Source organism: Eubacterium segne, from assembly GCF_014287775.1.
Lineage (GTDB): Bacteria > Bacillota > Clostridia > Lachnospirales > Lachnospiraceae > Eubacterium_G > Eubacterium_G segne.
In genome coordinates, this window is sequence record NZ_JACOOZ010000006.1 from 180004 (window position 1) to 205764 (window position 25761).

Sequence of the window (25761 nt, forward strand, 5' to 3'; positions counted from 1 at the left end):
TTTACCAAAATTTTAATATAAATAGCACAAAAAAACAATAAAATAAAAATAGTTTTTGTAAATAATGTACAAAAATCTGTTGACTTAACACACAAAAGTATATATTATTGTTAATGAAAAGTATGTATACTAAAAAAATACATACAAATCACACTATTCTATTATTTTTTTAGGAGGGGGGCTTCTATGTTTAAAAAGAAGTTTTTATCAGTTTTAATGTCATGCATGATGGTTGTATCGTTGCTTCCAAGTGCCATAGCACCACAGCAGACGAAGGCAGCGTCTACATGGCGTAGCGTATTATACCCGGAAAATTGGACACCGGGTTATACTAACAGCAGTGGACAGTTTTTACATGACTTTTCATATGCAGGTTATGAAAGGGGAGAGAAAGACATACCTACACAAATGTCAGGATTATATGCTAATGTAGTGGATTACGGCGCAGATGCTACAGGAGCTAATGATTCTACCGGTGCCATTCAGAGTGCAATTAATGCAGTTGAAGCAGCAGGAGGGGGAACGGTGTATCTCCCGGAAGGTACATTTAAGGTTAAACCAACATCTTCAGAAAACTCAGCAGCTTTGCGTATTAAGGGAAGCAACATTCTTTTTAAGGGTGCAGGTGTTGGAAAGACATTTATAAGATGTTACGCAGAAAATATGAGATTTTGTCAGGTTATAAATATTTCTCCAAATGGTGGAACATGGAACAGCGCTGATGACGGAAAAACATATTATTTATCTCAGGATATTCCTTCTACACCAACAACTACCATTCATGTAAATGATGTAAGTAATTTTAAAGCAGGTGACTGGGTTATTATCAGAGGTAACAGAACAGCAGACTGGATTAATGAACATAGCATGTCAGGTTTTTGGTCAGCAAGTGTTAATCCTACAACTATGGGAACTACATTCTATAGAAAAATAACAGGTGTTAATACTTCTGCTAAAACAGTAGAAATCGATATTCCTACAAGGTACTATATGAAGACCAGAGATAATGCAAGAATCTATAAAGTATCTCCAAAGCAGACTAATGTGGGACTTTGTGATTTCTCCATAGGAAACAAGGCAAACAGCAATGGAAACGGATGGGGAGAAGAAGATTACAAAACCAGCGGAAACGGTTCTTATAATGTAAACAATGCTTTTCTTATTAAATTTTCACTGAATGTAAACTGTTTTGCAAAAAACATTTCAACATATCAGGCAGGAAATGCAAGTCAGATACATATGAGTTCTAATGGTCTTGATATAAATCAGACAAGAAACTTAACAGTTGAAAATTGTGATTTCAGTTATCCGCAGTATGAAGGTGGCGGTGGAAACGGCTATGGAATGAATGTATGTGGTCAGGAAACATTGATTAAAAACTGTTCTTCTACCAGTGCAAGACATAGTTTTGCTTTTAAATATTCTTATGCCAGTGGAAATGTAGTATATCATTACAAGTCGACAGACCCTAAATACGGAAGTGATTTTCATATGTATTTAAGTATGTCAAATCTTATTGACAACGAGGAGTTAAATGGTGACTTTGTGGAAACAAATGTAAGACCATATGGTGGAACGGCAGGAAACAGACACGGTTATACTTCTACCCAGACGGTTTTCTGGAATACAAAGGGAAATTATTATAAATCAGGAACAAATTACATAATTGATTCACGTCAGTTTGGATATGGCTACATAATAGGAACTCAGGGAGCTGCCACGGCAGTTAAAACAACTCCAACCACAATGTCTTCCCAGTATGGAACTGTTAATACGGCACCGGAGGATTATAAGGAGGGAATTGGAAGCGGAAGCACCTTGTCTCCACAGTCATTGTATTATGACCAGTTAGAAAGAAGACTTAATGGAAAAAGCTCAGAAAACGTAACGGCAAAGGATGTTCCGGGAACAATTAATGCTACTGATTATACTATTGTAACCAGTGGAATTACTACCAATACCACATCAGCGGGTGTTAAGTATGTGGGAAATCTTGTAGGAGGTTCAGCCCTTGAATATAAGGTTAAAGTAGCACAAAAAGGAAAATACAAAGTTGAGGTAAGTGCTGTATCAGGGAACAGCAATTCTAACAGACAACTGTCTCTTTATGCAGGTTCAACATTACTTACAACCTTAAATGTAATTAATAAAACAGATTGGGAGGATTTTCAGAAGGTTTCTGCTATTGTTAATTTTGACAGCGCAGGAGAGCAGACAATAAAGCTTACGTCTACAGGTTCGGTAAATATTTCTGATATTGTATTTACAAAGGTAGATGACAGCACTGTGGAAACAACTAAAGAAGTAACAACGGCAAAACCTACTGAACAGCCAACAACCGTTGTGTCAAAGGGAAATAAGAGAGTAGTAGGGTATTTGCCATCATATAGAACAAGTGCCATTAATTCAATTGATTTTTCAGCCCTGACCCATTGCTGTCTCTCATTTATGACATACGCAAATGGTACATTAACATCGGGATTTTCTGATAGCACAGTTCAGACTATAGTAAATAAATGCCATGCAAATAATGTTAAGGCATTAATTGCAATTGGTGGAGGAAGTGGTTTTAATACCAGTGATAATCCATTTGGAACGGCAGCTAAGAGAACATCATTTGTTAATCAGATAATGACATATGTGGACAGATTAAATTTAGATGGGGTTGATATTGACATTGAGGTAACGGACAGCAATACGTGGAGCAATTTTGATGCTATGTGTTCAGAGCTTTCAGGAAGATTAAAGGCAGAAGGAAAACTCCTTACAATGGCAGTAAGTTCCTGGTTTACAGACCCTATACAAAACAGTACATATAACTATTTTGATTTTGTAAATCTTATGACATATGATGCAGCTTTTGGGGATGGACCTGTTGCACCTATGAGTCAGATAACAAATATGGTTAATTATTATGGCAATAGAGGAATCAGCAAAGAAAGAATGACTATCGGTGTGCCTTTCTATGGATATAGTTCAGGGGCAAAGGATTACACATATTCACAGATTATAGCTATGGATGCTAATAACAAAAATCTTGATTACTATAATGGCATTTATTATAACGGTGAAAAGACTATCCGTGAGAAGGCTGAACTTAGTAAAGATTACGGTGGAATCATGATTTGGGAATTAGGACAGGATTCCTTTGGAAGTAATTCTCTTTTGGCGGCAATTAAAGATGTAATGCAGAAGGAGACAGTTGTAACAGTATCAGATATTCCGGGAACAATACCGGTAAATACATACTCAGACAAGTCATCAGCCATAACCATGAATACTGATAACAATGTAACATATGCAGGAAATCTTAATGATGGATTGTATCTTAGCTATATGGTTTCTGTTGCTAAGGCGGGAGATTATACTATTAATCTAAAACTTGCAGCAGGGGATGCTCAGTATAATGCTAAAAATATGATTGTAAAATTAGACGGAAATACCATAGCAACTATACCTGTTCAGGCAAGCAGCACATGGACAACTTTTGTGGATCACAGTGCAAAAATTAATCTTAGTCAGACAGGTAAGCATACATTAACAATTATGGCAGAAGGCGGAGCATGCAATGTGGCGGATTTCTCCGTTGAAAACTATAAGGAAGAAACCACAGTGGCACCAACAGAAGCACCTACAACAGCTCCAAAGAAGGCAGGAATTGAAATAAACGGATACCAGATTAGCACAACAGTAAAGGGACATAGAGTTGTATATTCAGTTTCTGATCCTAATAAGGAAATTGTAAGTTCAGGTCTTGTATATGGTGTGGCGAATTATGCAACAGCAGAAGATATGGTAGTAGGAAGTTCAAGTAAGGGAGTAATGAACTATCAGTCTACAGATATAGGAAAATGCTCTGTGGCATACAGTGATATGGAAGATGCACAAAGCTACACTATGACAATGCAGTTTGTGGATTCCGTTAAATATTACAGTGATAAATTTATGGTAAGAGCATATGCACAATTAAAGGATGGAACATATGTATATAGCAATGTTGAAAACTATACAATTTATTCCATTGCTGATATTTTGTATCAGAACAGAAAAATGAATACAGTAGCAGGACATAATTTTTTATATGAGAAAATACTTTTACCGGTAAATCCGGCATATAAGATTGTGGACTATGACTGGGGAAATATAATCGTGGGAGCATAAATACTTATAACCTATTTCCTATAATTTAAAGGCGGCCTTTAGCTATCGGGTTTTAAACCGGTAGTTAAAGGTCGTTTTGTGTTATTAGGTATTATTCCATACCGTAAATATAAAGAATAAAATATTTAAATAAAAAGGGGGTTGACAGATTAAAATGGGGTTACTATAATACAATTGTATTAATTGATATAGTACAATTAGTTCTAGAGCAATACAATATGAAAGGAAAAGGTAGTAAAATGTTAGAAACGAAAAATTTACGAAAAGTATATAAAACCAAAAAAGGTGTTTCTGTTGAAGCATTAAAAGGTATATCATTAAGATTTCCTGAAAAAGGAATGATTTTCCTGTTGGGAAAGTCCGGAAGCGGCAAGTCAACATTACTTAATCTCTTAGGAGGATTAGATAAATATGATGATGGAGAAATAATTATAAAAGGTGTTTCTTCTAAAAACTTTAAACAGAATCATTTTGATTCATACAGAAATACATATGTTGGATTTATTTTTCAGGAGTACAATGTTTTAGAAGAATTTACTGTGGGAGCTAATATAGCATTGGCAATTGAACTTCAGGGAAGAAAAGCCACAGATGAGGAAATAAGTAAAATATTAAGACAGGTAGATTTAGACGGATTTGGTGACAGAAAGCCAAATGAACTTTCAGGAGGTCAGAAGCAAAGAGTTGCAATTGCAAGAGCTTTAGTAAAAAATCCTCAGATAATTATGGCAGATGAGCCTACAGGAGCCTTGGATTCTAATACAGGAAAACAGGTCTTTGATACACTGAAAAAGCTGTCAGAGGAGAAGCTTGTAATTGTAGTTTCCCACGATAGGGAGTTTGCAGAGCAGTATGGAGACAGAATTATAGAACTGGCAGATGGAAAAGTTATTTCAGATGTAGAAAAAACAGACGGTGGTGAAATTGATTTCTCCCAGGGAATTTCCTTTGAAGAGGACGGTTTTATTATATCTGAAGGATATCATCTTACAGAGGAAGACAGAATTGCAATAAATGAGTATATGGATTCTGCCAAAAAAGATGTTAAGGCAACAATAAAAGCTAAGCAGCATGTTAGCGGCAATTTCAAAAAAACAAATCAGGATGCAATTGATTATGTGGATGGAGAGTTTAAATTAATTAAATCAAAGCTTCCTGTTAAAAATTCCTTTAAAATTGGAGCAAGTGGTTTAAAACACAAGAAATTCAGACTGGTGATTACTATTTTATTGTCATTTGTGGCATTTGGAATGTTTGCACTGGCAGATACATTTGGAACATATGACCATATTAAAACATGTACTAATTCAATATCAGATTCAAATATAAAATATGCGTCTGTATTAAAAGCTAAAAAAATGGATAACGATGGAGCTACATGGTGGGATGACTGGTCATACAAACTTACAGATGAAGATGTAGCAAAGATAAGTAAAGAAACAGGCCATGATTTCAGAGGTGTTTATATGCCTAGCGATGAAGGAATGGAAATGACAAACATAAAAGACACATCAAATCTGTCAGGAAATGAAGTCTATTGTCCATATGCAACATCAATAACAGGATTTGCTGACATTAATCAGAAAATAATTGATGAAATGGGATACAAGGTATTGGCTGGAAAACTGCCTGACGGAAGTAAGAAAGAAATAGCTATTAGTGAATATGTATATAAAACCTACGAAAAAACAGGATATTTAGAAGGCAAAAGCATTGAAAAGATTTCAGATTATAAAGATATTATAGGAAAAACAATTGAGTTAAACGGGGATAAATTTACTGTTACTGCCGTAATTGACACAAAGGTTGATTTTAACAGATATAAAACAATAGGTGACAGCATGACAGGAAAAAGTAATGCAGAAACTCTTGCCATGTATGCCTTAAGCAGAGAATTGGATGGGATAAAGGAATACAGCTTATCATGTGTAGCCATGACCGGTGACGGATATGTTGAAAGTTTAGTCAATGGTGACGGAAAGGTTATTAATGTAAATACTAAGTCCATTTATATGGATGTAAGCAATAGCAGCTACGATTGTTCATCTGATGGAATGATAAAATTATCAGATGCTGACAAGTCAAAAATTACATGGGTTGATGGTGAAAAGAGTAAATTAGCAGATAATGAAATAATTGTTCCTGAAGGACAAATATACAAAAACGGTGAAAATGCAGATGCTAAGGATTTCGTTGAATATCTTAAGAATGAACCATTTTTCAACATAAGCTATTCATTAGCCAGTGAAGAGGAAAAAACAGATAAAAACTGGAAGATAGTAGGAGTAATAAAAGGAGAAGGTAAGGCAGTATATGTTGTTCCTGATAAATTCTACGAAAAAGACTGGGTTGGAGCAATTGGAACTTATAGTTTTGCAGTGTCATCAATGCCTGATAACAAGGCAGACATACAAAAACTTGTAAAGTATTGTTATACGGAAAAAGATAATGTAAAATTTAAAATGCAAAATTCAGTTACCTTTGAGTTAGATTCAGTAGATGAAATATTAAATGTATTATCAAAGGTATTCCTGTATGTGGGATTGGGATTTGCATTATTTGCGGCAATTATGTTATCAAACTTTATTGCCACAAGTATAGCTTACAAAAAGCAGGAAATCGGAATACTTAGGGCAATAGGTGCAAGAAGTAATGACGTATTTAGAATATTCTTCTCAGAGAGCTTTATTATAGCTGTTATAAACTTTGTTTTAGCAACAATAGCTGCCGGAAGCGTTACAGTATGGATAAACAGTGCTATAAGAAAAGAGATGGGAGTTTTAATAACTGTACTTAATTTCGGACCAAGACAGATTATATTACTTCTATTAATAAGCTTAGGCGTTGCAGCAGTAGCAAGCTTTATACCGGTTTATAAGATAGCATCAAAAAGACCTATAGAGGCAATAAGAAATAAATAAAAGGTATCCGCAGTTAATAAGTGGCCATTTCTTCTAGAAATGGTCACTTAAAATATATGTTGAAAAATATAATGTTATGCATTATAATAAAACTATAAATCGAACACAAACCTTATGCAACTGAACAAATTCATAATGTTAGGAGAAATAAAATGGATTATGTAACGTTTATTAAGGAAATAAAAGAAAAAGTGGAGGAGTTAGTTCAGGAAAATTTAGAAGATTGCACAGTATTTGTTCACGATATTATAAAGAATAATAATGTAAGAATGCGTGCCATAAGTATAGAAAGAAAAAATGACATGGCAACCCCTAATATATATCTTAATGATTATTACTCACAGTTTAAAAAAGGCAGGAATATTGATGATATAAGCAAAGAAATTTTTGAGGTTTATTTAGATAGTTCCAAGGGTTTAATAAATGAAGTTAACATCAATGATTTAAGAAATTTTTCAAAGGTCAAAAAAAGAATCTTTTATAAGCTGGTTAATTATAATATGAACAGAGAAATGTTAAAAACAACACCCCATGTTAGAGTTCTTGATTTAGCTATAGTATTTTATATTTTGGTATCATACAGGGAGGGAGCCCAGGCAGTTACCATGATTAGAGATAGTAACATAAAAGAATGGGGAATAGATTTATCCCGGTTATGTGTTACGGCTTATGAGAATACATGGACAAAGTATCATCCTGTTATACGTAGAATGGAAGATATTATTTCTGAAATGATTCTTGACAGTATAGTGGGGGATGAAAGGGATGAGGATAATGATGATGGTGATTTAATAAAAGAGGAAACCTGCTATGGGGGATATACATATGCACAAGTTGAGGATATGGTTAAGGAAGAGATGGAAAAAGTTAAATTAGACAGAAATATGGAGATGTATGTAATGACTAACGAAGACAAGTCAAATGGGGCAGCATGCATACTTTATCCCGGGGTACTTAAAAAGTTCGCTGACAAGGTTGGACAGGATATATATATTATTCCCAGTTCCATTCATGAGGTGATATTGATTCCTGCCATGGGTTGGGATACAAAAGAAATAGACGAAATGATACGGGAGGTAAACAGAACTCAGTTAGATCCTGTGGAAATACTTTCTGACCATGTATATGTATACAAAAGAGAAACAGAAGAATTAGGATATTAAAGAGGTAATTTAAAATAACAGTTGCCTAATACATTTTTCTAATGTAAAATGGACAGTGATGTAAAAATGCATCCGTAGTTTAATGGATAAAACGCCGCCCTCCGGAGGCAGTAATGTGGGTTCGATTCCCGTCGGGTGCATTTATCACATTATTATGAATACAAATTTTGATAAAGGAGTGTGTCATTGTGAGCACTGAAAAAAAGCAATTTATAAGTTCTGAATTAGAGGACTTATTAAAAGAGGTTGAAGAAGATCACAAAAAGTCCGGTGAGATTATAAAAAAGAAAAAAGAAAATAAGAAAAAGAAACCCAAAATCAGATTTGATATAATAATTGCCATACTTTTGGCAGTAGTAATTTTAGGAGGCGTTGTTTTCTTAGTATCACATTTTGTGGGAAAAAATAATTCAGCATCAAATAAGGAAACAGTAGCAAATCCTTTAGAAGATGAAAAGTATCCTGAGATTTCCGATGTTATTAAGAATTACCTTAATGCATTTTTAATTGAGGATGAGCAGAAGCGTCTTCAGGTATTAGCCCAGTACGTTGGAAATATGTATGACATTAACAAAATTAAATACAACAACTATGTTTCAGCATATAGTGACATAGAGTGTTACACTAAAGAAGGACAGTATGAAAACACATACGTTGTATATGCATATTATCAGACAGAGTACAAGAATATTGATACTCCGGCTCCGTCCATAACCCGTTTTTACGTTGTTCGTGATGGGAAAACAGGAAATGTGTATATTCAAAATGATCCCGGTGAGGAAGTTGAGAAGTACATGGACAGCCTTACGAAAGATGATGATGTGCAAAAACTGTTAAAGAGTGTAAGTCAGGAATTTGAAGAGGCAAGAAAGTCTGACAAGAAGTTAGATGATTATTTTAATAAAATAAGTGAAAAGGTCAGTGAGAAAAAGGAAGAAGCTTCTACAAAAGAAAACAGTACAACAAAGGCTTCTGATGAAACTACACAGAAGGCTACAAAGAAAAAGAAATAATTATAAAAAGAAGTATTGCATTTGTGATACTTCTTTTTATACTAAAAAACAGAAGTAAATGTTGCAAATATGGATGTATTTAGTAACCAATGAAATAGAATTTAAATATTACCAAGGAGTTATGTGTGGAGAAAACATGTTATATAGCAGGTGCCGGGGATAATACAGGCACTGATTTTAAAATAAATGAAGGGGATTGTGTCATAGCAGCAGATGGTGGAGTGAAAATTCTTGAAAAGTTAAACATTACTCCTGATTATATATTAGGGGATTTTGATTCATTAGGCTATGTACCGAAAGGGGATAATGTTATAAGATATAAGGTAATGAAAGATGACACGGATATGATGCTGGCTGTGGAACTGGCAATGGAAAAAGGCTATAATAATATAGTAATATACGGCGGAACCAAGGGTAAAAGAATAGACCACACCTTTGCCAATATTCAGGTTATGCTTTATGCATCAAAAAGAGATGTTAATATAAAAATGATTGATGATGTTAATACTTACTATATGATTACCAATAGGAAAATAACCATTCCCAAGCAGGAAAAAGGTAATTTGTCGGTATTTGCCATAGATGGTGATGCTAAGGAGGTTACAATTAAGGGGGCATTGTATCACGCTGAAAAAGTAACCATTGAACCGGATTCTACATTATCAGTGAGCAATTCATTTATTGGAAATGAAGTGGAAATTGAAGTTAAGGATGGAAGCCTGCTAATAATAACTGATGAAATGAGTCATTAATTTATTAACAGGTAAGGAAATAATATGAGTAAAATAACCAGGGCGTTTTGTATAGATAACAAAGAAATATCAAGAGAAAAAAACAGGGACTTAACTCCTATACGTCTTAATAAATATTTAAGCGATTCGGGATTTTGTTCAAGGCGTGAAGCAGACAGATTAGTGGAACAGGGAAAGGTTTTTGTAAATGATGAAGTGGCTCTTATGGGGCAGAAAATCCTTTGTACTGACATAGTAAAAGTGGAGGATAAGGTAATTATAAGGGAAAAGCAGCAGATACTTATTGCCCTTAATAAGCCTGTAGGAATTGAGTGTACCTCAGATATGAAAAATCCTGATAATATAATAGATTTTGTTGGTTATCATAAGAGAATATATCCCATTGGCAGATTAGACAAAAACTCTCAGGGGCTTATTTTGCTTACCAATGACGGTGCTTTTGTAAATGGAATATTAAAAGCATCTAATTACCACGAAAAGGAATATATAGTCACTGTAGACAAAAAAATAACTGACGATTTTATTAAAAAAATGTCACAGGGAGTAGAAATATTAAATCAGAAAACAAGACCCTGTAGGGTATCTAAAATAAGTAATAATACCTTTAATATTGTTCTTACTCAGGGACTTAACAGACAAATAAGAAGAATGTGTGAGGCACTAGGCTATAATGTTCAGAAATTAAAAAGAATCAGAATAGTTAACATTGAAATGGGCAATATGCCTGTTGGTGCATACAGAAACGTAACAGAGGAAGAGTTAAATAAATTAAAGAAAATCTGTGGTATTTAAGAGAGGATAAAATGGAGAAATCGGAGAGAATTAAAGAATTAGTTGAACTTTTAAATAAAGCAGGAAGAGCTTATTATCAGGAGGCAGAAGAAATAATGTCTAACTTTGAATATGATAAGCTTTACGATGAACTTCTTTCATTAGAAAAGGAAACAGGAATTGTTCTTGCTAACAGCCCTACGGTGAACGTAGGATATGAGGTAGTAAGTGAACTGCCGAAGGAACAGCATGGAAGTCCTATGCTGTCATTGGATAAGACAAAGGAAGTGGAGACATTAGCTGCATTTGCAGGGGAGAGAAAATGTCTTTTGTCATGGAAGTTAGACGGACTTACGGTAGTTTTGACATATAACAACGGAAGTCTTCAAAAGGCAGTTACCCGTGGAAACGGACAGGTGGGGGAAGTAATTACTGCTAATGCAAGAACCTTTAAAAATATCCCTGTATCCATTCCTTTTAAAGGGGAGTTAACTTTAAGAGGTGAGGCTGTAATTAAATATTCTGATTTTGAGGAAATAAATAAGTCAATAGAAGATATAGATGCAAAGTATAAAAATCCAAGAAATTTATGCTCAGGTTCAGTGAGACAGTTAAATTCGGAAATAACAGCTAAAAGAAATGTTAATTTTATGGCATTTGCCTTAATTAATGCTGAAAATGTGGATTTTCAAAATTCCATGGAAAATCAGTTTATATGGCTTGAAAATCAGGGTTTTGATGTGGTGGAACATAAAAGGGTAACTCAGGATAATATGAAGGAAACCGTGGAATATTTTGCAGAGAAAATAAAAACATATGATTATCCTTCAGATGGACTTGTACTTATGTATGATGATATTGCATATGGAATTTCTCTGGGGTCAACGGCTAAATTTCCAAGAAACGGCATAGCCTTTAAATGGGAAGATGAACAGGCTGAAACAACTTTGAAATATATAGAATGGAGTCCCAGCAGAACAGGTCTTATAAATCCTGTTGCAGTTTTTGAACCGGTGGAATTAGAAGGTACCACAGTTACCAGGGCAAGCGTTCATAATGTAAGTATAGTGGAACAGTTAGCCCTTCACTCAGGAGACAGGATAAAGGTTTACAAGGCAAATATGATTATTCCACAGATTTCCGAAAATCTTACCCAAACCGGAAATATTGAGGTTCCTGATACATGCCCTGCCTGTGGACATAATACGGAAATAAGAAATGATAACGGAATAAAAACTCTCTATTGTCCCAATAAACAATGTCCTGCAAAAAATATTAAGGCATTTACTTTGTTTGTATCAAGAAATGCAATGAACATCGATGGATTATCAGAGGAAACATTGGAAAAATTTATTGATGCAGGTTACATCAGAGAGTTTGCAGATATTTACCGTATAAGCAGATACAGGGAGGAGATTACCAATACATCGGGATTTGGTGAAAAGTCCTATGATAATTTAATAACATCCCTTAACAAGTCAAGGAATGTGGAACTGCACGCCCTTATATACAGTTTGGGAATCCCTAACATAGGTGTTGCAAATGCAAAACTTATCTGCAAATATTTTGATAATGACCTGAAAAAAATCAGACATGCTACAGTGGAGGAACTGGTTAAGATAGATGGAATTGGGGACAAAATGGCAGAAAAATTCACGGAATATTTTTCAGATAAGGAAAACGTTGAAAAATTAGACAGGCTTCTTCAGGAAGTAACAATAAAGAATCCGGAAGTAAACCATAACGCTCAGAATATGGAGGGACTTAACTTCGTTGTAACAGGTAGTGTTAATCATTTTGCCAACAGAAATGAGGTAAAGGAATATATTGAACAAAGAGGCGGTAAGGTGACAGGCTCCGTAACATCTAAAACCAATTATCTTATCAATAATGACATAATGTCTAATTCTTCTAAGAACAAAAAGGCTAAAGAATTGGGAATTGAAATCATTACAGAGGAACAGTTTATTGAAAGATGGAGCTAGGGCAATAAGTCATGTTTAGATAGTGCAATATTTTTTTTAATAAAATGGGTTAAAACCATTGAACCATATCATATATTATGATAAATATATATCAGTATTAAATTTCTAATGAATAATTTATGGGAGGAAAAGATATGCGTGACGATATTATAGAAATTTTATGCGACATTAATCCATTATGGGATCCGGATGATGAGGATATGAGCATAGCGGAGTTCTTAGAGTCAAAACAGCTTATGGAGTTGATTGTTGCACTTGAGGATAAATTTGATGTAGATATTCCTTATGATGAGAGAAACGAAGATAATTTTGAAAATATTGACACTATTATTGAACTTTTAGAAAAGCTTCAGTAATAAGCTGTAATTAATAGGTCTAAAATAGAATATGCAGTATAATGCAAAGTATAAAAGATTGTTGTTAAATGTCTGAAAGATAATTTAATGACAATCTTTTATTTTATGTATAAATCTTGGGGAAAATATTATTAAGATAGCAATTTTTAATGTCAAAAAATATGCCGAAAACAGGGATAGTTTTTCTTGACATATGTAAAGGAAAATTGTATTATTAAATTGTACTAATTGATGTAGTACAATTAATAAATGAAAGGGGAATAATATGTTCACAGTAAACTTTGGTTCAAGAACGCCGGTTTATCAGCAGTTATATGATGATGTAGTACGGCTTACATCCCTTGGAATACTTAAAAGTCACACAAAACTGCCGCCGGTTAGAACTCTGGCTACAGAATTAGGCATTAATCCTAATACGGTACAGAAAGCATACAAGATGTTAGAAACAGACGGATATATATATTCAACTGTAGGCAGGGGAAGCTTTATTTCAGACAAATTAGGACAAAATGAAGCTGAGAAAATAGAGATTAAAAAGAAACTTACCGGTGTTATCGGGGAAGCCTACAAAAAAGGCATTACCAGAGGTGAGATGATAGAAATTATAGATGAAACTATAAGTGGAGGAAAGACAGAATGATAGAAATAAATAATCTGACGAAAAGATTTGACAAAACAGTTGCCATTAATAATTTAAACTGCGTCATATCTGAAGGAACAATTTTCGGCTTAGCAGGAAGTAACGGAAGTGGTAAAAGTACCCTTTTAAGAACCCTTGCAGGAGTTTATGAGCCTGATGGGGGAAAGGTTATAATAGACGGACAGGATTCCTTTGATAACCATGAAATAAAGGAACGCTGCTATTTTATTTCCGATTATCCGTATTTTTTTAATGACAGTACAGTGGAAAATATGGCAAAGCTTTTAAGAGGTCTCTATAAAAGCTGGGATGAGGAACGTTACACACAGTTATGTAAAATGTTCCCTATAGAAACAAACAAACGAATAATTAATATGAGTAAAGGTATGCAAAGACAGGCATCCCTTATTCTTGCCTTTTCAACAAGACCGAAATATTTGTTTTTAGATGAAATATTTGACGGATTAGACCCGGTTATAAGAAAAACATTAAAGACCATTATAATCGAGGACGTTACGGAGAATAACATGACATGTATTATTGCATCCCACAATTTAAGGGAAATTGATGATATATGTGACAGAATAGTATTATTACATAGTGGAAGTCTTGTTACAAATAAGGAAACAGACGAACTTAAGAATAAGATGCATAAAATCCATATGGCATTTAACAATCCGCCGGATGGAGATGCCTTTAACCATTTAGATGCCCAAGTATTAAGCCAGATAGGTGGATATTATGTGCTTATGGTAAAGGGAGATTTAGATGAAGTAATGGAAGAACTAAAGAAATTAGAACCGGCATTTTTAGAAGTAATGCCATCAACATTAGAAGAAGTATTTATTAACGAAATGGAGGGTGTAGGTTATGGAAAATAATGTAGGATTATCAGGCAGAAAAAAAGCAGTTGCATTATTTAAATGGTCATTAAGAAAAAATCTTCCGTTTTCAATTGCATATTGGATTTTGTTGTTTTTATCATTTCCAATGATTGAAATATTTGCAATGATAGTTTGTGGTACGCAGCAAAATTTAGGAATGGAAAGTTATATAAAAGATATGAAAGAAGTTTGTGAATATCTTCCGGCTATATTTTTTGTGGCATTTGCCATAATCTTTTCAATAATCATGGCAATAATGTCATTTTCATATATGCATAATAAAAGAAGTGTGGACTTATTTGGCAGTTACCCAATAAGCAGAAGAACCTTATTTTTTGTAAGATACTTTTCCACATTGGTTTTATGTATAGTTCCTATGATTATAATAGGTTCTGTTGGTGCCATTTTAGGTTTAAGTGATGTGGCATTAATTGAATCATTTAAGGTAATAGGAATACTGACAGTTACAATTATTGGAAATGTAAGTTTTATAGCTATGATTTCATTATGTTGCGGAACAGTGGCTGATGTACTTATATCATATGTGGTAATCAGCGCTATATATCCTATATGTGTCCTGATTGGGGTATTGTTTCCACAATCTGTTATTCCGGGACTTGCTGTATCAGAGATTCCAAGTACGATTCTTACATTTTTATCTCCGGCAGCATCATTTTATACATGTAAATTCGGAAGTGGAAGCGGCCTTGGAATTGCATGGTGGATATGTCTTTCAGTGGTTCTTATGGCAGCATCCTTTGTACTTTGTAAACAGAGAAAGGCAGAAAGTGCCCAGAATGCCTTTGCCTTTAGCATAGTGGAAATTATTATTAAATTCTTCACATGTTTTGCAACAGGATTTGGTGTGGGATATATGTGCTCATTTTTGGGAGATGATAGTTGTAAGGCACAGTATATATGGTTTGTTGTGGGAACTGTAATTGCCGTAATGACGGCTAATTTGTTATTGCATTTAGTATTTCACAGAGGACTATCAAAGTTTAAGTCTAGCCTTATGGAATGTGGTGTGGTATTTGTGTGCATCATGGCATTTTTACTGATTACAACATCAGGAGGATTGGGATACCTGCAAAGAGTACCTGATAAGGAAGATGTACAGAAAGTAAATATTGTTCAGGGAAACACTCAAAGTTTTGTTATTGATGGGAAAGATGTTTTGGCATCTTATACAGATGATGCTAATATTATAAGTGATGTATGTGAAGTACATAAGCTGATTACAAACAGCTTAGATAAGCATCACGGATTTTTACCGATTAAAAGCAGATATGGTGGTAGTGACCAGGAAAGTATTAGTATTAAGTATGTGTTAAAAAATGGAAAAACCATTTCAAGAAAATATGATGGTTATTACATTGCCAGAAATACAAAAGATATTATGAAAAAAATGTCTGATATAACATCAACTAAGTATTATTCTCAGGTAAAGCATCCTTTTTACATAATACCGTATAAATACATTACAGATATGCAAATCTCTAAATATGTTGTAAATGGTGATGCTGATGAAGAAGAAATATATGGTGATGATTATGCTGTTAAGGCAGGTCAGGTTACGGATGAGGTGGATTATTTATCAAAGCCTGAAAATAAGGAGTTGATTAATTCCTTTGTAGAGGCACTTAAAAAGGATGTGGAAGCTAATGGAATGTATATTCCGAAAAGCTACGAAAAAATATGGGGAATTTCAGTTACGTATAGAATATCATCAGATGACGGATATGATGCTGGTGGTTACGCCGGTGGACTGATTTATATTCCGGAAGCTTACACTAACACTATGAAAATTCTTGAGGATAAGGGGTATTTAAATGATGCCTACAACTTTGTAAGTGAGTGCGAAACATATACATACAATGAAAAAGGAAAGTATTTATCCGGCAAAAAAATATATTTCACCCTGCCTGAAGGGTGGGATAAAAATAAGGAAGTACAGTGTGTTGCTGTAGGTGATGATGAGACTATGCTTACAGAAATTGATAATACTTTAACAAAATGTAAAAAAGTTTCAGACACCGTATGGATGTATGAAATACCGGATGATGATAAATATACACAGTTGTACAAAGAAGAAAATGATGAAGATTTTGTAACTAAGGGAGTGGTATTTTATCAGATAGGGAAAAAAGATATGAATATTTCCGGGTTAATCACATTGCCTGAAAAACATGACGGGCAGCAGGTTACTCTTGGAAAACAGCTGAAAAAAGAATATGAGAATTTCTTTTCAAATATGTATGAGTATAATTGGACAAAGTTCAATAAATAGTTAATAATGTCATGCTAAATATTGACCGTAAAAAAAAATAGTAGTATATTTAAATAAGTTAAAAACTACTAAGACAAACGGAGGAAATTTAATATGGACAAGAAAAATATTGACTGGGCAAATCTTGGTTTTGGATATATCCAGACTGACAAGAGATTTGTATCTAATTTCAAAGATGGAAAGTGGGATGACGGAAAGTTAACAGACGATGCTAATGTAGTCATAAACGAATGTGCCGGAGTTTTACAGTATGCTCAGACAGTTTTCGAAGGAATGAAAGCTTACACCACAGAGGATGGACGTATAGTAACATTCCGTCCTGATTTAAATGCAAAGAGAATGGCAGATTCAGCCAGAAGACTGGAGATGCCTGTATATCCTGAAGATAAATTTGTAGAAGCTATCGAAAAGACAATCAAGGCTAACGCAGGATACGTTCCACCATATGGCAGTGGAGCTACACTTTATGTAAGACCTTATATGTTTGGAAGCAATCCTGTTATTGGTGTAAAGCCTGCTGATGAATATCAGTTCAGAGTACTTACAACACCTGTTGGACCTTACTTCAAGGGTGGCGCAAAGCCTATTACAATTAAGGTAAGTGATTTCGACAGGGCAGCACCTCACGGTACAGGTCATATTAAGGCAGGTCTTAACTATGCCATGAGCTTACATGCCATTGTTACAGCACATAAAGAAGGCTTTGACGAGAATATGTATCTTGATGCAGCTACGAGAACAAAGGTAGAAGAAACAGGTGGTGCAAACTTCATTTTCGTTACAAAGGATAATAAGGTTGTTACACCTAAGTCAAATAGTATTTTACCATCTATTACACGTCGTTCACTTATGACAGTTGCTAAGGATTACTTAGGACTTGAAGTTGAAGAGAGAGAAGTATATTTTGATGAAGTTAAAGATTTCGCAGAGTGTGGTCTTTGTGGTACAGCAGCAGTTATCTCTCCTGTAGGAAAGATTGTTGACCATGGAAAAGAAATCTGCTTCCCAAGCGGAATGGAAGAAATGGGACCTACAACAAAGAAGCTTTATGAGACTTTAACAGGAATTCAGATGGGAAGAATTGAGCCACCTAAGGGATGGTTATACGAAATTAAATAATTTGATTAAATGTAAGCCCGCTTGCAAGTTGTAAGCGGGCTGTTTTACACTTATAAAATAAAAGTGTTGAGAGGAGTAAAAGTATTATATGTGGAACAGAGTAGAACTAAAGAATAATGCAAAACAGATTATGAGAAAAAATTACTGGTGGATTGTACTTCTTTCAGTAATTACGGCTATTGCAATAGGACAGGGAATCCGTTTAAACGTAAATTTAGGAACTAACGGAATATCTACTAATTATAGTAAGGGTCTTATGGGAAGAAGTTCCGGAAGTTATTTTGACCAGATAATAAATGGTAGTGGAATAACAAACATGAAACCGGACAGCAGCATTGATATCTCTTCTCAGATGTTTAATGTAAGAAATTATATTAAAAATATATTTAGTGGTATATCCTTAGTTGAATTGTATGCAATTATGAGTGTGGCAGGTTTCTTTATGCTGGCATCTATTTTGCTTAGATGTTTTCTTTTATCCCCACTTGAAGTCGGATGTAAAAGATGGTTTTTAAAGAATAGAACCCAAAAGCCTGAAACATCTGAAATAGCATATGCTTTTAGAAAGGGATACGGAAATGTAGTAAAGATTATGTTTTGTAAGAATCTTTTTACAGCACTTTGGAGCTTATTGTTTATTATTCCGGGTATAATTAAGTCATATGAGTATAGGATGGTGCCTTATTTATTGGCAGAAAATCCAGACATGGATATGCATGAGGCTTTTGAAAGAAGTAAAAACATGATGATGGGAAACAAGTTTGATACATTTGTATTAGATATTTCTTTTATAGGTTGGAGATTCTTATCTGCGCTTACTGCAAATATATTGGATATTTTTTACGTTAATCCGTATGTTTTCCTTACAGATGCAGAATTATATGTTAAATTATGTTCATTAGGAAGTACAAACAGAGAAAATTATAATTATTAAAATAAACAGGGGGCAAAAATAATGAGCGAATTAAATAAGGCTTTGGCAGTTATTAATGAAGTACAAAAGGCAGTAGTTGGAAAAAACGACGTTATTGAAAAAATAATGGCAGCAATTATTGCACAGGGACATATTCTTATAGAGGATATGCCGGGGGTAGGAAAAACTACCATGGCTAAGGCTTTTTCAAAGGCTATGGGAATTAAAGACAGTCGAGTACAGTTCACACCGGATATAATGCCGTCAGATTTAACGGGATTTTCCATATACAAAAAGGAAACGGGACAGTTTGTTTACAAACCGGGAGCACTTATGTGCAATATGTTTTTGGCAGATGAAATAAACAGAACATCCCCTAAAACCCAGTCAGCATTATTAGAGGTTATGGAAGAAAGACAAATTACCGTTGACGGAATAACAAGAGAGATGGGAAATCCTTTTGTGGTTATAGCAACGGAAAATCCTGAAGGCTCAGCAGGAACCCAGATGCTTCCGGAGTCACAGTTAGACCGATTTATGATTTGTGTAAATATGGGGTACCCTACAGTGGAAGAGGAAATGGAAATCCTTAAAAGAAGACATATGGGAAATCCTTTAGAATATGTAAATAATGTAATAAGTGCTAATGACATTATCCTTATGGAACAGGAAGTAAAGGAAGTGTACATTAAGGACAGCGTGTACAAATATATTGTTCAGGTGGCAGAAAGCACAAGAAACCATGAAATGTTAGGAGGGGGAATGAGTCCCCGTGGAACAGTGGCTTTAGCGGCAATGAGCAGGGCATATGCATGGATGAAAGGGCGAAACTTTGTTGTACCACAGGATGTAAGAGATGTATTTGAGTGTATTGCAACTCACAGAGTGAGACTGAGTACCAAGGCAAAGGTAAGCCATATTAATAAACACGATGTTTTAAGTGAAATTTTAAGACAGGTACCTGAACCTGCAATGAGAAGGTAGGTATGATTAAAAGAAGTTTAATTTATAGTTTGGTTACCTTAATAACCCTTTGCATGTTTTTTCTTTTTACAGAGAAGGTAATAGGAATTGTTCTTTTAATGGAATGTATGTATTATATTATGGCAATTGTGTATGTTCGTATTGTATCACGGTTTATACAGGTTAAATTGGATAAAGGCTTGTATTCTGCTGAAAAAAACAGTGAAATTCCAATATTAATTCAGGTAAAAAATAAATCAAAGTGGTTAAGTGTAAGGTGTGACTTTAAAATTAAGGTGGTAAATAATTTTACCGGTGAGGTTAAAAAGGAAATAATTAATCATACCGTTACAAGAGGAGTAAAGGAAACTTTCAGTGAAAGCTTTTTATCCTCAGACTGTGGTGAAATTTCCGTATATTTAGTGGAGTATTATGTATATGACTGGATTGGCTGCCTTTATTTAAAAAAGAAAACAAATGATGTTAAGAAGATAGAAATATTGCCGGAAACCCATCTTTTAATGACAGAGATACAAAGAACCACCAGAGAATTTATTACAGATTCAGAGGTATATTCTGATAGCGAAAAAGGTGATGATTTATCTGAAATATATCAGGTAAGGGAGTACGTGGAAGGTGATCCTATACATGATATACACTGGAAACTGTCAGCCAAGACTGACAATCTTTTAATAAAGGAACACGGAAAACCATTAGGCTGTGTGGTTCTTATATGGATTGACTTGTTTAGAAACAATACCGTAAAGCATCTAAGAGGAAAGAAACATGGCAGAAAAAATCTGCCGGTAAATGCCATTGAAATGGCTGCTTCGGTATCTCTTTCATTAATAGAACAAAAATGTGTTCATATGGTTGCATGGTACGAGGAAAAAAATGACAGAATTATTAGGAAGAGAGTAGAAAATGAAGAAAATATATACGAACTTCTTAACAGGCTGCTTTATTTAGAATCATATCATGACAGAAAAAGAGCAGATATGCAGTTTGATGAGCGTTTCGACAGAAATGATTTCAGCTCCATGGTGGAAATAAAGTCTGATGGAAGGCTGATTGTAAATGGCAATGAAATAGAAGTAAAGAAGAAGGGCGATAAAGTATGTTATGAAGAGACATATATTATCGTATAGCGTAGGATAAAATGGCGGGAATAGAATTTGTTAAACTTGAAAAAAAGAATAGTAATTTCATTATGTATCTTTTGGCAGTATTCTTTGTGCTGTTATGTTCTTTTGATGCAATTTCCTCAGTGTTTAAATTTGATATAAAACCCATAATTACAATATCAGTCAGCGGAGCAGCCGCAATAGGTGGATATGCTTTATTTATGCTGATGATAAAAAGCAGAAAAGCTATGGTGATAATAGGTGTTTTGTATCTTTGTGGATTGTATTTTTTCAGGGCAGGAAGTGGAATTTATATAAACAAAATTCTGAAACTTTGGAATTTTTACTATGAGACCAATTATGTAGGCTTAAAGTATAAGTCATCTTATCTTTACAATGTGGTGATATTGCTATTGGTGGAATTATTAATAGCAGTTATTTTATACAGTATTATCATAGGGAAAAATTGCCGGTATGTGGCTTTACTACTGGTATTAGCACCTGTGATTTTAGATTCGGCAGTAGGTTATCTGCCTTCAGTTTCAAGTACATTAGAACTTATTTTTGCAGCAGTATTTTATTTTACAATATACCGTCAACAGGGAGAAAAAAATGTAATTACCACTGCTGTAGCAACCATGGCAGTGTTACTGATGGTGTCGGTTCTGGCTTTTAATATTTCACCTAAGCTGGAAAAGTATAAAAAAATGGACAGTTATAAGAAAACAGCAGAGGCTATTAAGAACTTTGATAAAATTAATCCGGGAGATTTCTTAAGTTCCATTTTTGAAGGCAGCGGAAACTATGCCAAAGCAGGAATTGGAAAAGGAAAGTTAGAAAATATTAATGAATTCAGGGCTACCGGGAAGAAGGTATTAAAGGTTACGGTTACAAAGAAGCCTACAAAAACGGTGTATTTAAGAGCTTTTGTAGGAATAGATTATAACGGGAAGGAATGGACAGGTGCCGATAAAGATACCGTAAAGGATATAAAAGAATTTTATAACACACAAAGTCAGTTTAAAAAGTTAATAAATGAACCCTATAATAAGTTTTCAACTTATACATCCCTGGCAAAACAGAAAATGACTATTGATGTTTTAGGGGCATCCGGCAAATATGGATATTCACCGTATTTTTCCGAAGTAAAGGATGAAAGTGCTGATTATGATACCTGCGCCTTAGGTGATGGAAAAAAACAACATATATATTTATATTTCGATGGAAATGATTTAAGTAATAATTTTGACTATTTAAGCAATGTATCTTCCTATTGGTACAAATATAGTGAATTTACAAAAGTAAGATATATCGGAAAACCTAAGGGGCTTGATGAATTAAAACATAGATGTAATCAAATTGACAGTAATTACGAAGTAGGTGTTGCCACGGCAATTAATGAATGGTTTAGTGATTTACAATATAGTAAAGCGCCGGGAAAAACAACAGATGGCAGGGATTTCGTGGAGGATTTTCTTTTTAACAGGAAAACGGGATTTTGCGTGCATTTTGCATCGGCGGCAACGTTGATTTACAGAATGAAGGACGTACCGGCAAGGTATGTGGAGGGATACGTTATTGACCCCTCAAGTTTTACCAAACAAAATGACGGTACATTTGCAGCTACGGTTACTGATGAAGGGGCTCATGCATGGTGTGAGGTATTTAATGATATTAAAGGCTGGCAGGTAAGGGAACATACACCGGGATACAGCACGTCGAGAATATCAAAACAGGAAAACAATACTACAAAGCAGGAAGCAACTACAGTTGCAGCGGTAGCTACAACCCACGCAAATGAAAGTACAACGGCTTCGGCGGATAACACAAAGGCAACTGTAAACAGTGAAAGTCATAAGAATACATCTCACAGTGAAAATGTAAGTTTAAAGCATGTAATAAAGGTGTTAAAAGTAATTTTCATACTTATAATATGTGTGGTGGCGGGATTCATTATTTTTGTTTTGCCTCATAGAATTAAGAGAGTCAGTAAAATACGGAAAATAAAAGGGAAAAACAGTATATGCAGCACTTATAAGGAAATCTGTAATATATGCAATTTCTTCGGAGCAGGTTTAAATAAGGGCAATTCCACAGAGGCAATAGAGAAAATGATAAAACAGTTTCCACAGCTCTCAGAAGAAGAATGGCGATGGATATATGACATAACCCTTATAGCAGCGTTTTCAAATGACAGGGCTACAGATGAGGACAAGAGGAAAATGTACATGCTTTATCGTAAATTTAGAAACGATATGTTAAAGAGTTTAAAGGGCGTTAAAAAGTTTATTTTTAAATTCATAAAGGCAATGTAATTAAAAATAATAAAACTTAACTGGTTTTAGTGAAAAAATGGCGTTAATTCGCCATTTTTTTTATTGAAGATACTAGACAAAGGAAATAGAATTTGTTAAAATTATAACAATCTTGGAAATATCAGATATGTTACATATTTTTCACAAAACATTAACAGAGTTATTTCAAATGTTTATTGCGGTTAAATTCAATTGATGATATTATTTAAGAGTGTGAGTAATTTTTAAAATTGATGTAATTTATTATATTAAATTAAATTTTTATGGAGGATTATATTATGTCAAAGAAAGTAGTTATTGCAGGCGCATGCCGTACAGCAATCGGAAAAATGGGCGGAGCATTAAGCACAACTCCGGCACCGGTTTTAGGATCTATCGTTATTGAGGAAGCTCTTAAGAGAGCAGGCGTTCCTAAGGAAGCAGTTGATCACGTATATATGGGATGCGTTATCCAGGCAGGTCTTGGACAGAACGTAGCACGTCAGGCTTCACTTAAGGCAGGACTTCCTATTGAAACACCGGCAGTTACAGTAAACGTTGTTTGTGGTTCAGGTCTTAACTGTGTAAATATGGCAGCTCAGATGATTAAGGCAGGAGATGCTGATATCGTTGTTGCAGGTGGTATGGAGAATATGTCAATGGCACCTTTTGCACTTCCAAAAGCAAGATTTGGTTACAGAATGAACAACGGAACACTTGTTGATACAATGGTAAATGATGCATTAACAGATGCTTTCAACAATTATCATATGATGATTACAGCTGAAAACGTAGCTGAACAGTGGGGAATCACAAGAGAAGAATTAGATGCATTCTCAGCTAACTCACAGCAGAAATGTGAAAAGGCTATGGCTGAAGGTAAGTTTAAGGATGAAATCGTTCCAGTTGTTGTTAAGAACAGAAAGGGCGATATCGTTGTAGATACAGATGAAGGACCAAGAGCAGGAACAACTGCTGAATCACTTGGTAAATTAAGATGCTGTTCAGGAAAGCCTGATGGTGTTGTTACAGCAGGTAATGCTTCAGGTATTAATGATGGAGCAGCTGCAGTAGTAGTTATGAGCGAAGAAAAGGCTAAGGAATTAGGCGTTACACCTATGGCTACATTTGTTGGCGGAGCACTTGGCGGAGTTGATCCTTCAATCATGGGTGTTGGACCTGTTGCTTCAACAAGAAAAGTTATGGAAAAGACAGGCTTAACAGTTGACGATATGGATTTAATCGAAGCTAACGAAGCTTTTGCAGCACAGTCAGTTGCAGTTGCAAGAGACCTTGGATTTGATATGAGCAAGGTTAACGTAAACGGTGGAGCTATTGCACTTGGACATCCTGTTGGAGCTTCAGGTTGTAGAATACTTGTTACATTACTTCACGAGATGCAGAAGAGAGACGCTAAGAAGGGTCTTGCAACATTATGTATCGGTGGCGGAATGGGCTGCTCAACAATCGTTGAAAGAGACTAATTAAATATATAAAAAGCTGGTAGCAGATTTTACTACCAGCTTTTCATGTGTTTTTTAATAAGGTAATTTAAAGGAGAAGTGATATGGAATTTATTACTTATGAACAGGAAGGATTTGTTGGAGTTATTACCATCAACCGTCCAAAGGCATTAAACGCATTAAACAGCCAGGTCCTTGATGAATTAAACGCTACATTAGATGCAGTTGATGTTAATGAAACAAGAGCATTGATTTTAACAGGTGCCGGAGAAAAGTCATTTGTTGCAGGCGCTGATATAGGAGAAATGTCAACACTTACAAAGGCTGAAGGCGAAGCTTTCGGTAAGAAGGGAAATGATGTTTTCAGAAAACTTGAAACATTACCTGTTCCTGTTATTGCTGCAGTAAACGGATTCGCTTTAGGTGGCGGATGTGAAATATCAATGAGTTGTGATATTAGAATCTGTTCTGAAAATGCTATTTTCGGACAGCCTGAAACAGGTCTTGGAATTACACCGGGATTTGGTGGAACACAGAGACTTGCAAGAATCGTTGGACCTGGAATGGCTAAACAGATGATTTATACAGCAAGAAACATTAAGGCTGATGAGGCTTACAGAATCGGTCTTGTAAATGCAGTATATCCACAGGAAGAACTTATGGATGCAGCAAAGAAAATGGCAGCAGGCATTGCAAAGAACGCACCTATTGCTGTAAGAGCATGCAAGAAGGCAGTTAATGATGGATTAGATGCAAACATGGATGATGCAATCGTTATTGAAGAAAAATTATTCGGTAGCTGCTTTGAGACAGAAGATCAGAAGGCAGGTATGGGTAACTTCCTTGAAAAGGATAAAGAAAAGAAATTAAAGGTTGTACCATTTAAGAATATGTAATATAAGCCACTTAGTTTTTTATAATTATTGATTTGAGACATAAGTGGATACAA

At 34.7% G+C, this 25761-nt stretch carries 18 protein-coding genes and 1 tRNA gene; all 19 read left to right on the forward strand.

What is annotated here, in order from left to right:
• Positions 1-186: 186 nt before the first annotated feature.
• The 19 genes from H8S00_RS09730 to H8S00_RS09820 all read left to right on the forward strand — a co-directional run bounded on the left by H8S00_RS09730 (position 187) and on the right by H8S00_RS09820 (position 25708).
• Positions 187-4161 carry a glycosyl hydrolase family 18 protein gene (locus tag H8S00_RS09730; RefSeq protein ID WP_186840485.1) on the forward strand — a complete coding sequence of 1325 codons (3975 nt, stop codon included), beginning with the start codon at positions 187-189 and terminating at the stop codon, positions 4159-4161.
• Between the two features lie 239 nt (positions 4162-4400).
• Entirely contained in the window at positions 4401-7082 is a 2682-nt protein-coding gene (locus H8S00_RS09735) for an ABC transporter ATP-binding protein/permease (protein ID WP_186840486.1), read from the forward strand.
• Positions 7083-7234: 152 nt separating this feature from the next.
• The gene (locus tag H8S00_RS09740; RefSeq protein WP_186840487.1) at positions 7235-8245 is read left to right on the forward strand and encodes a DUF5688 family protein; all 1011 of its coding nucleotides are present in this window, start codon (positions 7235-7237) and stop codon (positions 8243-8245) included.
• A gap of 68 nt (positions 8246-8313) precedes the next feature.
• Positions 8314-8385, forward strand: a tRNA-Arg gene (locus H8S00_RS09745).
• A gap of 48 nt (positions 8386-8433) precedes the next feature.
• Positions 8434-9258, forward strand: coding sequence for a hypothetical protein (locus tag H8S00_RS09750; RefSeq protein WP_118595014.1), 825 nt, complete (start codon positions 8434-8436; stop codon positions 9256-9258).
• 125 nt (positions 9259-9383) lie between these two features.
• Positions 9384-10010 carry a thiamine diphosphokinase gene (locus H8S00_RS09755; protein ID WP_158576904.1) on the forward strand — a complete coding sequence of 209 codons (627 nt, stop codon included), beginning with the start codon at positions 9384-9386 and terminating at the stop codon, positions 10008-10010.
• Between the two features lie 24 nt (positions 10011-10034).
• Complete coding sequence (locus tag H8S00_RS09760) at positions 10035-10802, forward strand: pseudouridine synthase (RefSeq protein ID WP_118590087.1); 768 nt, start codon at positions 10035-10037, stop codon at positions 10800-10802.
• Positions 10803-10813: 11 nt separating this feature from the next.
• The gene (gene ligA / locus H8S00_RS09765; RefSeq protein WP_118590085.1) at positions 10814-12766 is read left to right on the forward strand and encodes an NAD-dependent DNA ligase LigA; all 1953 of its coding nucleotides are present in this window, start codon (positions 10814-10816) and stop codon (positions 12764-12766) included.
• Between the two features lie 134 nt (positions 12767-12900).
• Positions 12901-13122 carry a phosphopantetheine-binding protein gene (locus H8S00_RS09770; protein WP_021953874.1) on the forward strand — a complete coding sequence of 74 codons (222 nt, stop codon included), beginning with the start codon at positions 12901-12903 and terminating at the stop codon, positions 13120-13122.
• 265 nt (positions 13123-13387) lie between these two features.
• Positions 13388-13762, forward strand: a complete 375-nt coding sequence (locus H8S00_RS09775) for a GntR family transcriptional regulator (RefSeq protein ID WP_021953875.1) — start codon at positions 13388-13390, stop codon at positions 13760-13762.
• A complete protein-coding gene (locus H8S00_RS09780; RefSeq protein ID WP_118590081.1) occupies positions 13759-14643 on the forward strand; it encodes an ABC transporter ATP-binding protein in 885 nt (294 codons plus the stop codon). The genes H8S00_RS09775 and H8S00_RS09780 overlap by 4 nt, the downstream gene beginning before the upstream one ends.
• Positions 14633-16936 (forward strand): ABC transporter permease, encoded by a 2304-nt coding sequence (locus tag H8S00_RS09785; RefSeq protein ID WP_118590079.1) that lies wholly within the window; start codon positions 14633-14635, stop codon positions 16934-16936. The genes H8S00_RS09780 and H8S00_RS09785 overlap by 11 nt, the downstream gene beginning before the upstream one ends.
• A gap of 93 nt (positions 16937-17029) precedes the next feature.
• Entirely contained in the window at positions 17030-18055 is a 1026-nt protein-coding gene (locus tag H8S00_RS09790) for a branched-chain amino acid aminotransferase (RefSeq protein ID WP_118590077.1), read from the forward strand.
• Positions 18056-18143: 88 nt separating this feature from the next.
• A complete protein-coding gene (locus tag H8S00_RS09795) occupies positions 18144-18989 on the forward strand; it encodes a DUF975 family protein (protein ID WP_021953879.1) in 846 nt (281 codons plus the stop codon).
• A gap of 21 nt (positions 18990-19010) precedes the next feature.
• A complete protein-coding gene (locus H8S00_RS09800; RefSeq protein WP_118590075.1) occupies positions 19011-19952 on the forward strand; it encodes an AAA family ATPase in 942 nt (313 codons plus the stop codon).
• Positions 19953-19954: 2 nt separating this feature from the next.
• Positions 19955-21079, forward strand: a complete 1125-nt coding sequence (locus tag H8S00_RS09805) for a DUF58 domain-containing protein (protein ID WP_186840488.1) — start codon at positions 19955-19957, stop codon at positions 21077-21079.
• A gap of 11 nt (positions 21080-21090) precedes the next feature.
• The gene (locus tag H8S00_RS09810) at positions 21091-23370 is read left to right on the forward strand and encodes a transglutaminase-like domain-containing protein (protein ID WP_118590072.1); all 2280 of its coding nucleotides are present in this window, start codon (positions 21091-21093) and stop codon (positions 23368-23370) included.
• Positions 23371-23648: 278 nt separating this feature from the next.
• On the forward strand, positions 23649-24833 hold the full coding sequence (locus H8S00_RS09815; RefSeq protein ID WP_118590070.1) for an acetyl-CoA C-acetyltransferase: 1185 nt from the start codon (positions 23649-23651) through the stop codon (positions 24831-24833).
• Positions 24834-24916: 83 nt separating this feature from the next.
• Positions 24917-25708: an enoyl-CoA hydratase-related protein gene (locus tag H8S00_RS09820; protein ID WP_186840489.1), complete on the forward strand. Its 792-nt coding sequence runs from the start codon at positions 24917-24919 to the stop codon at positions 25706-25708.
• The last annotated feature ends 53 nt before the right edge of the window (positions 25709-25761 follow it).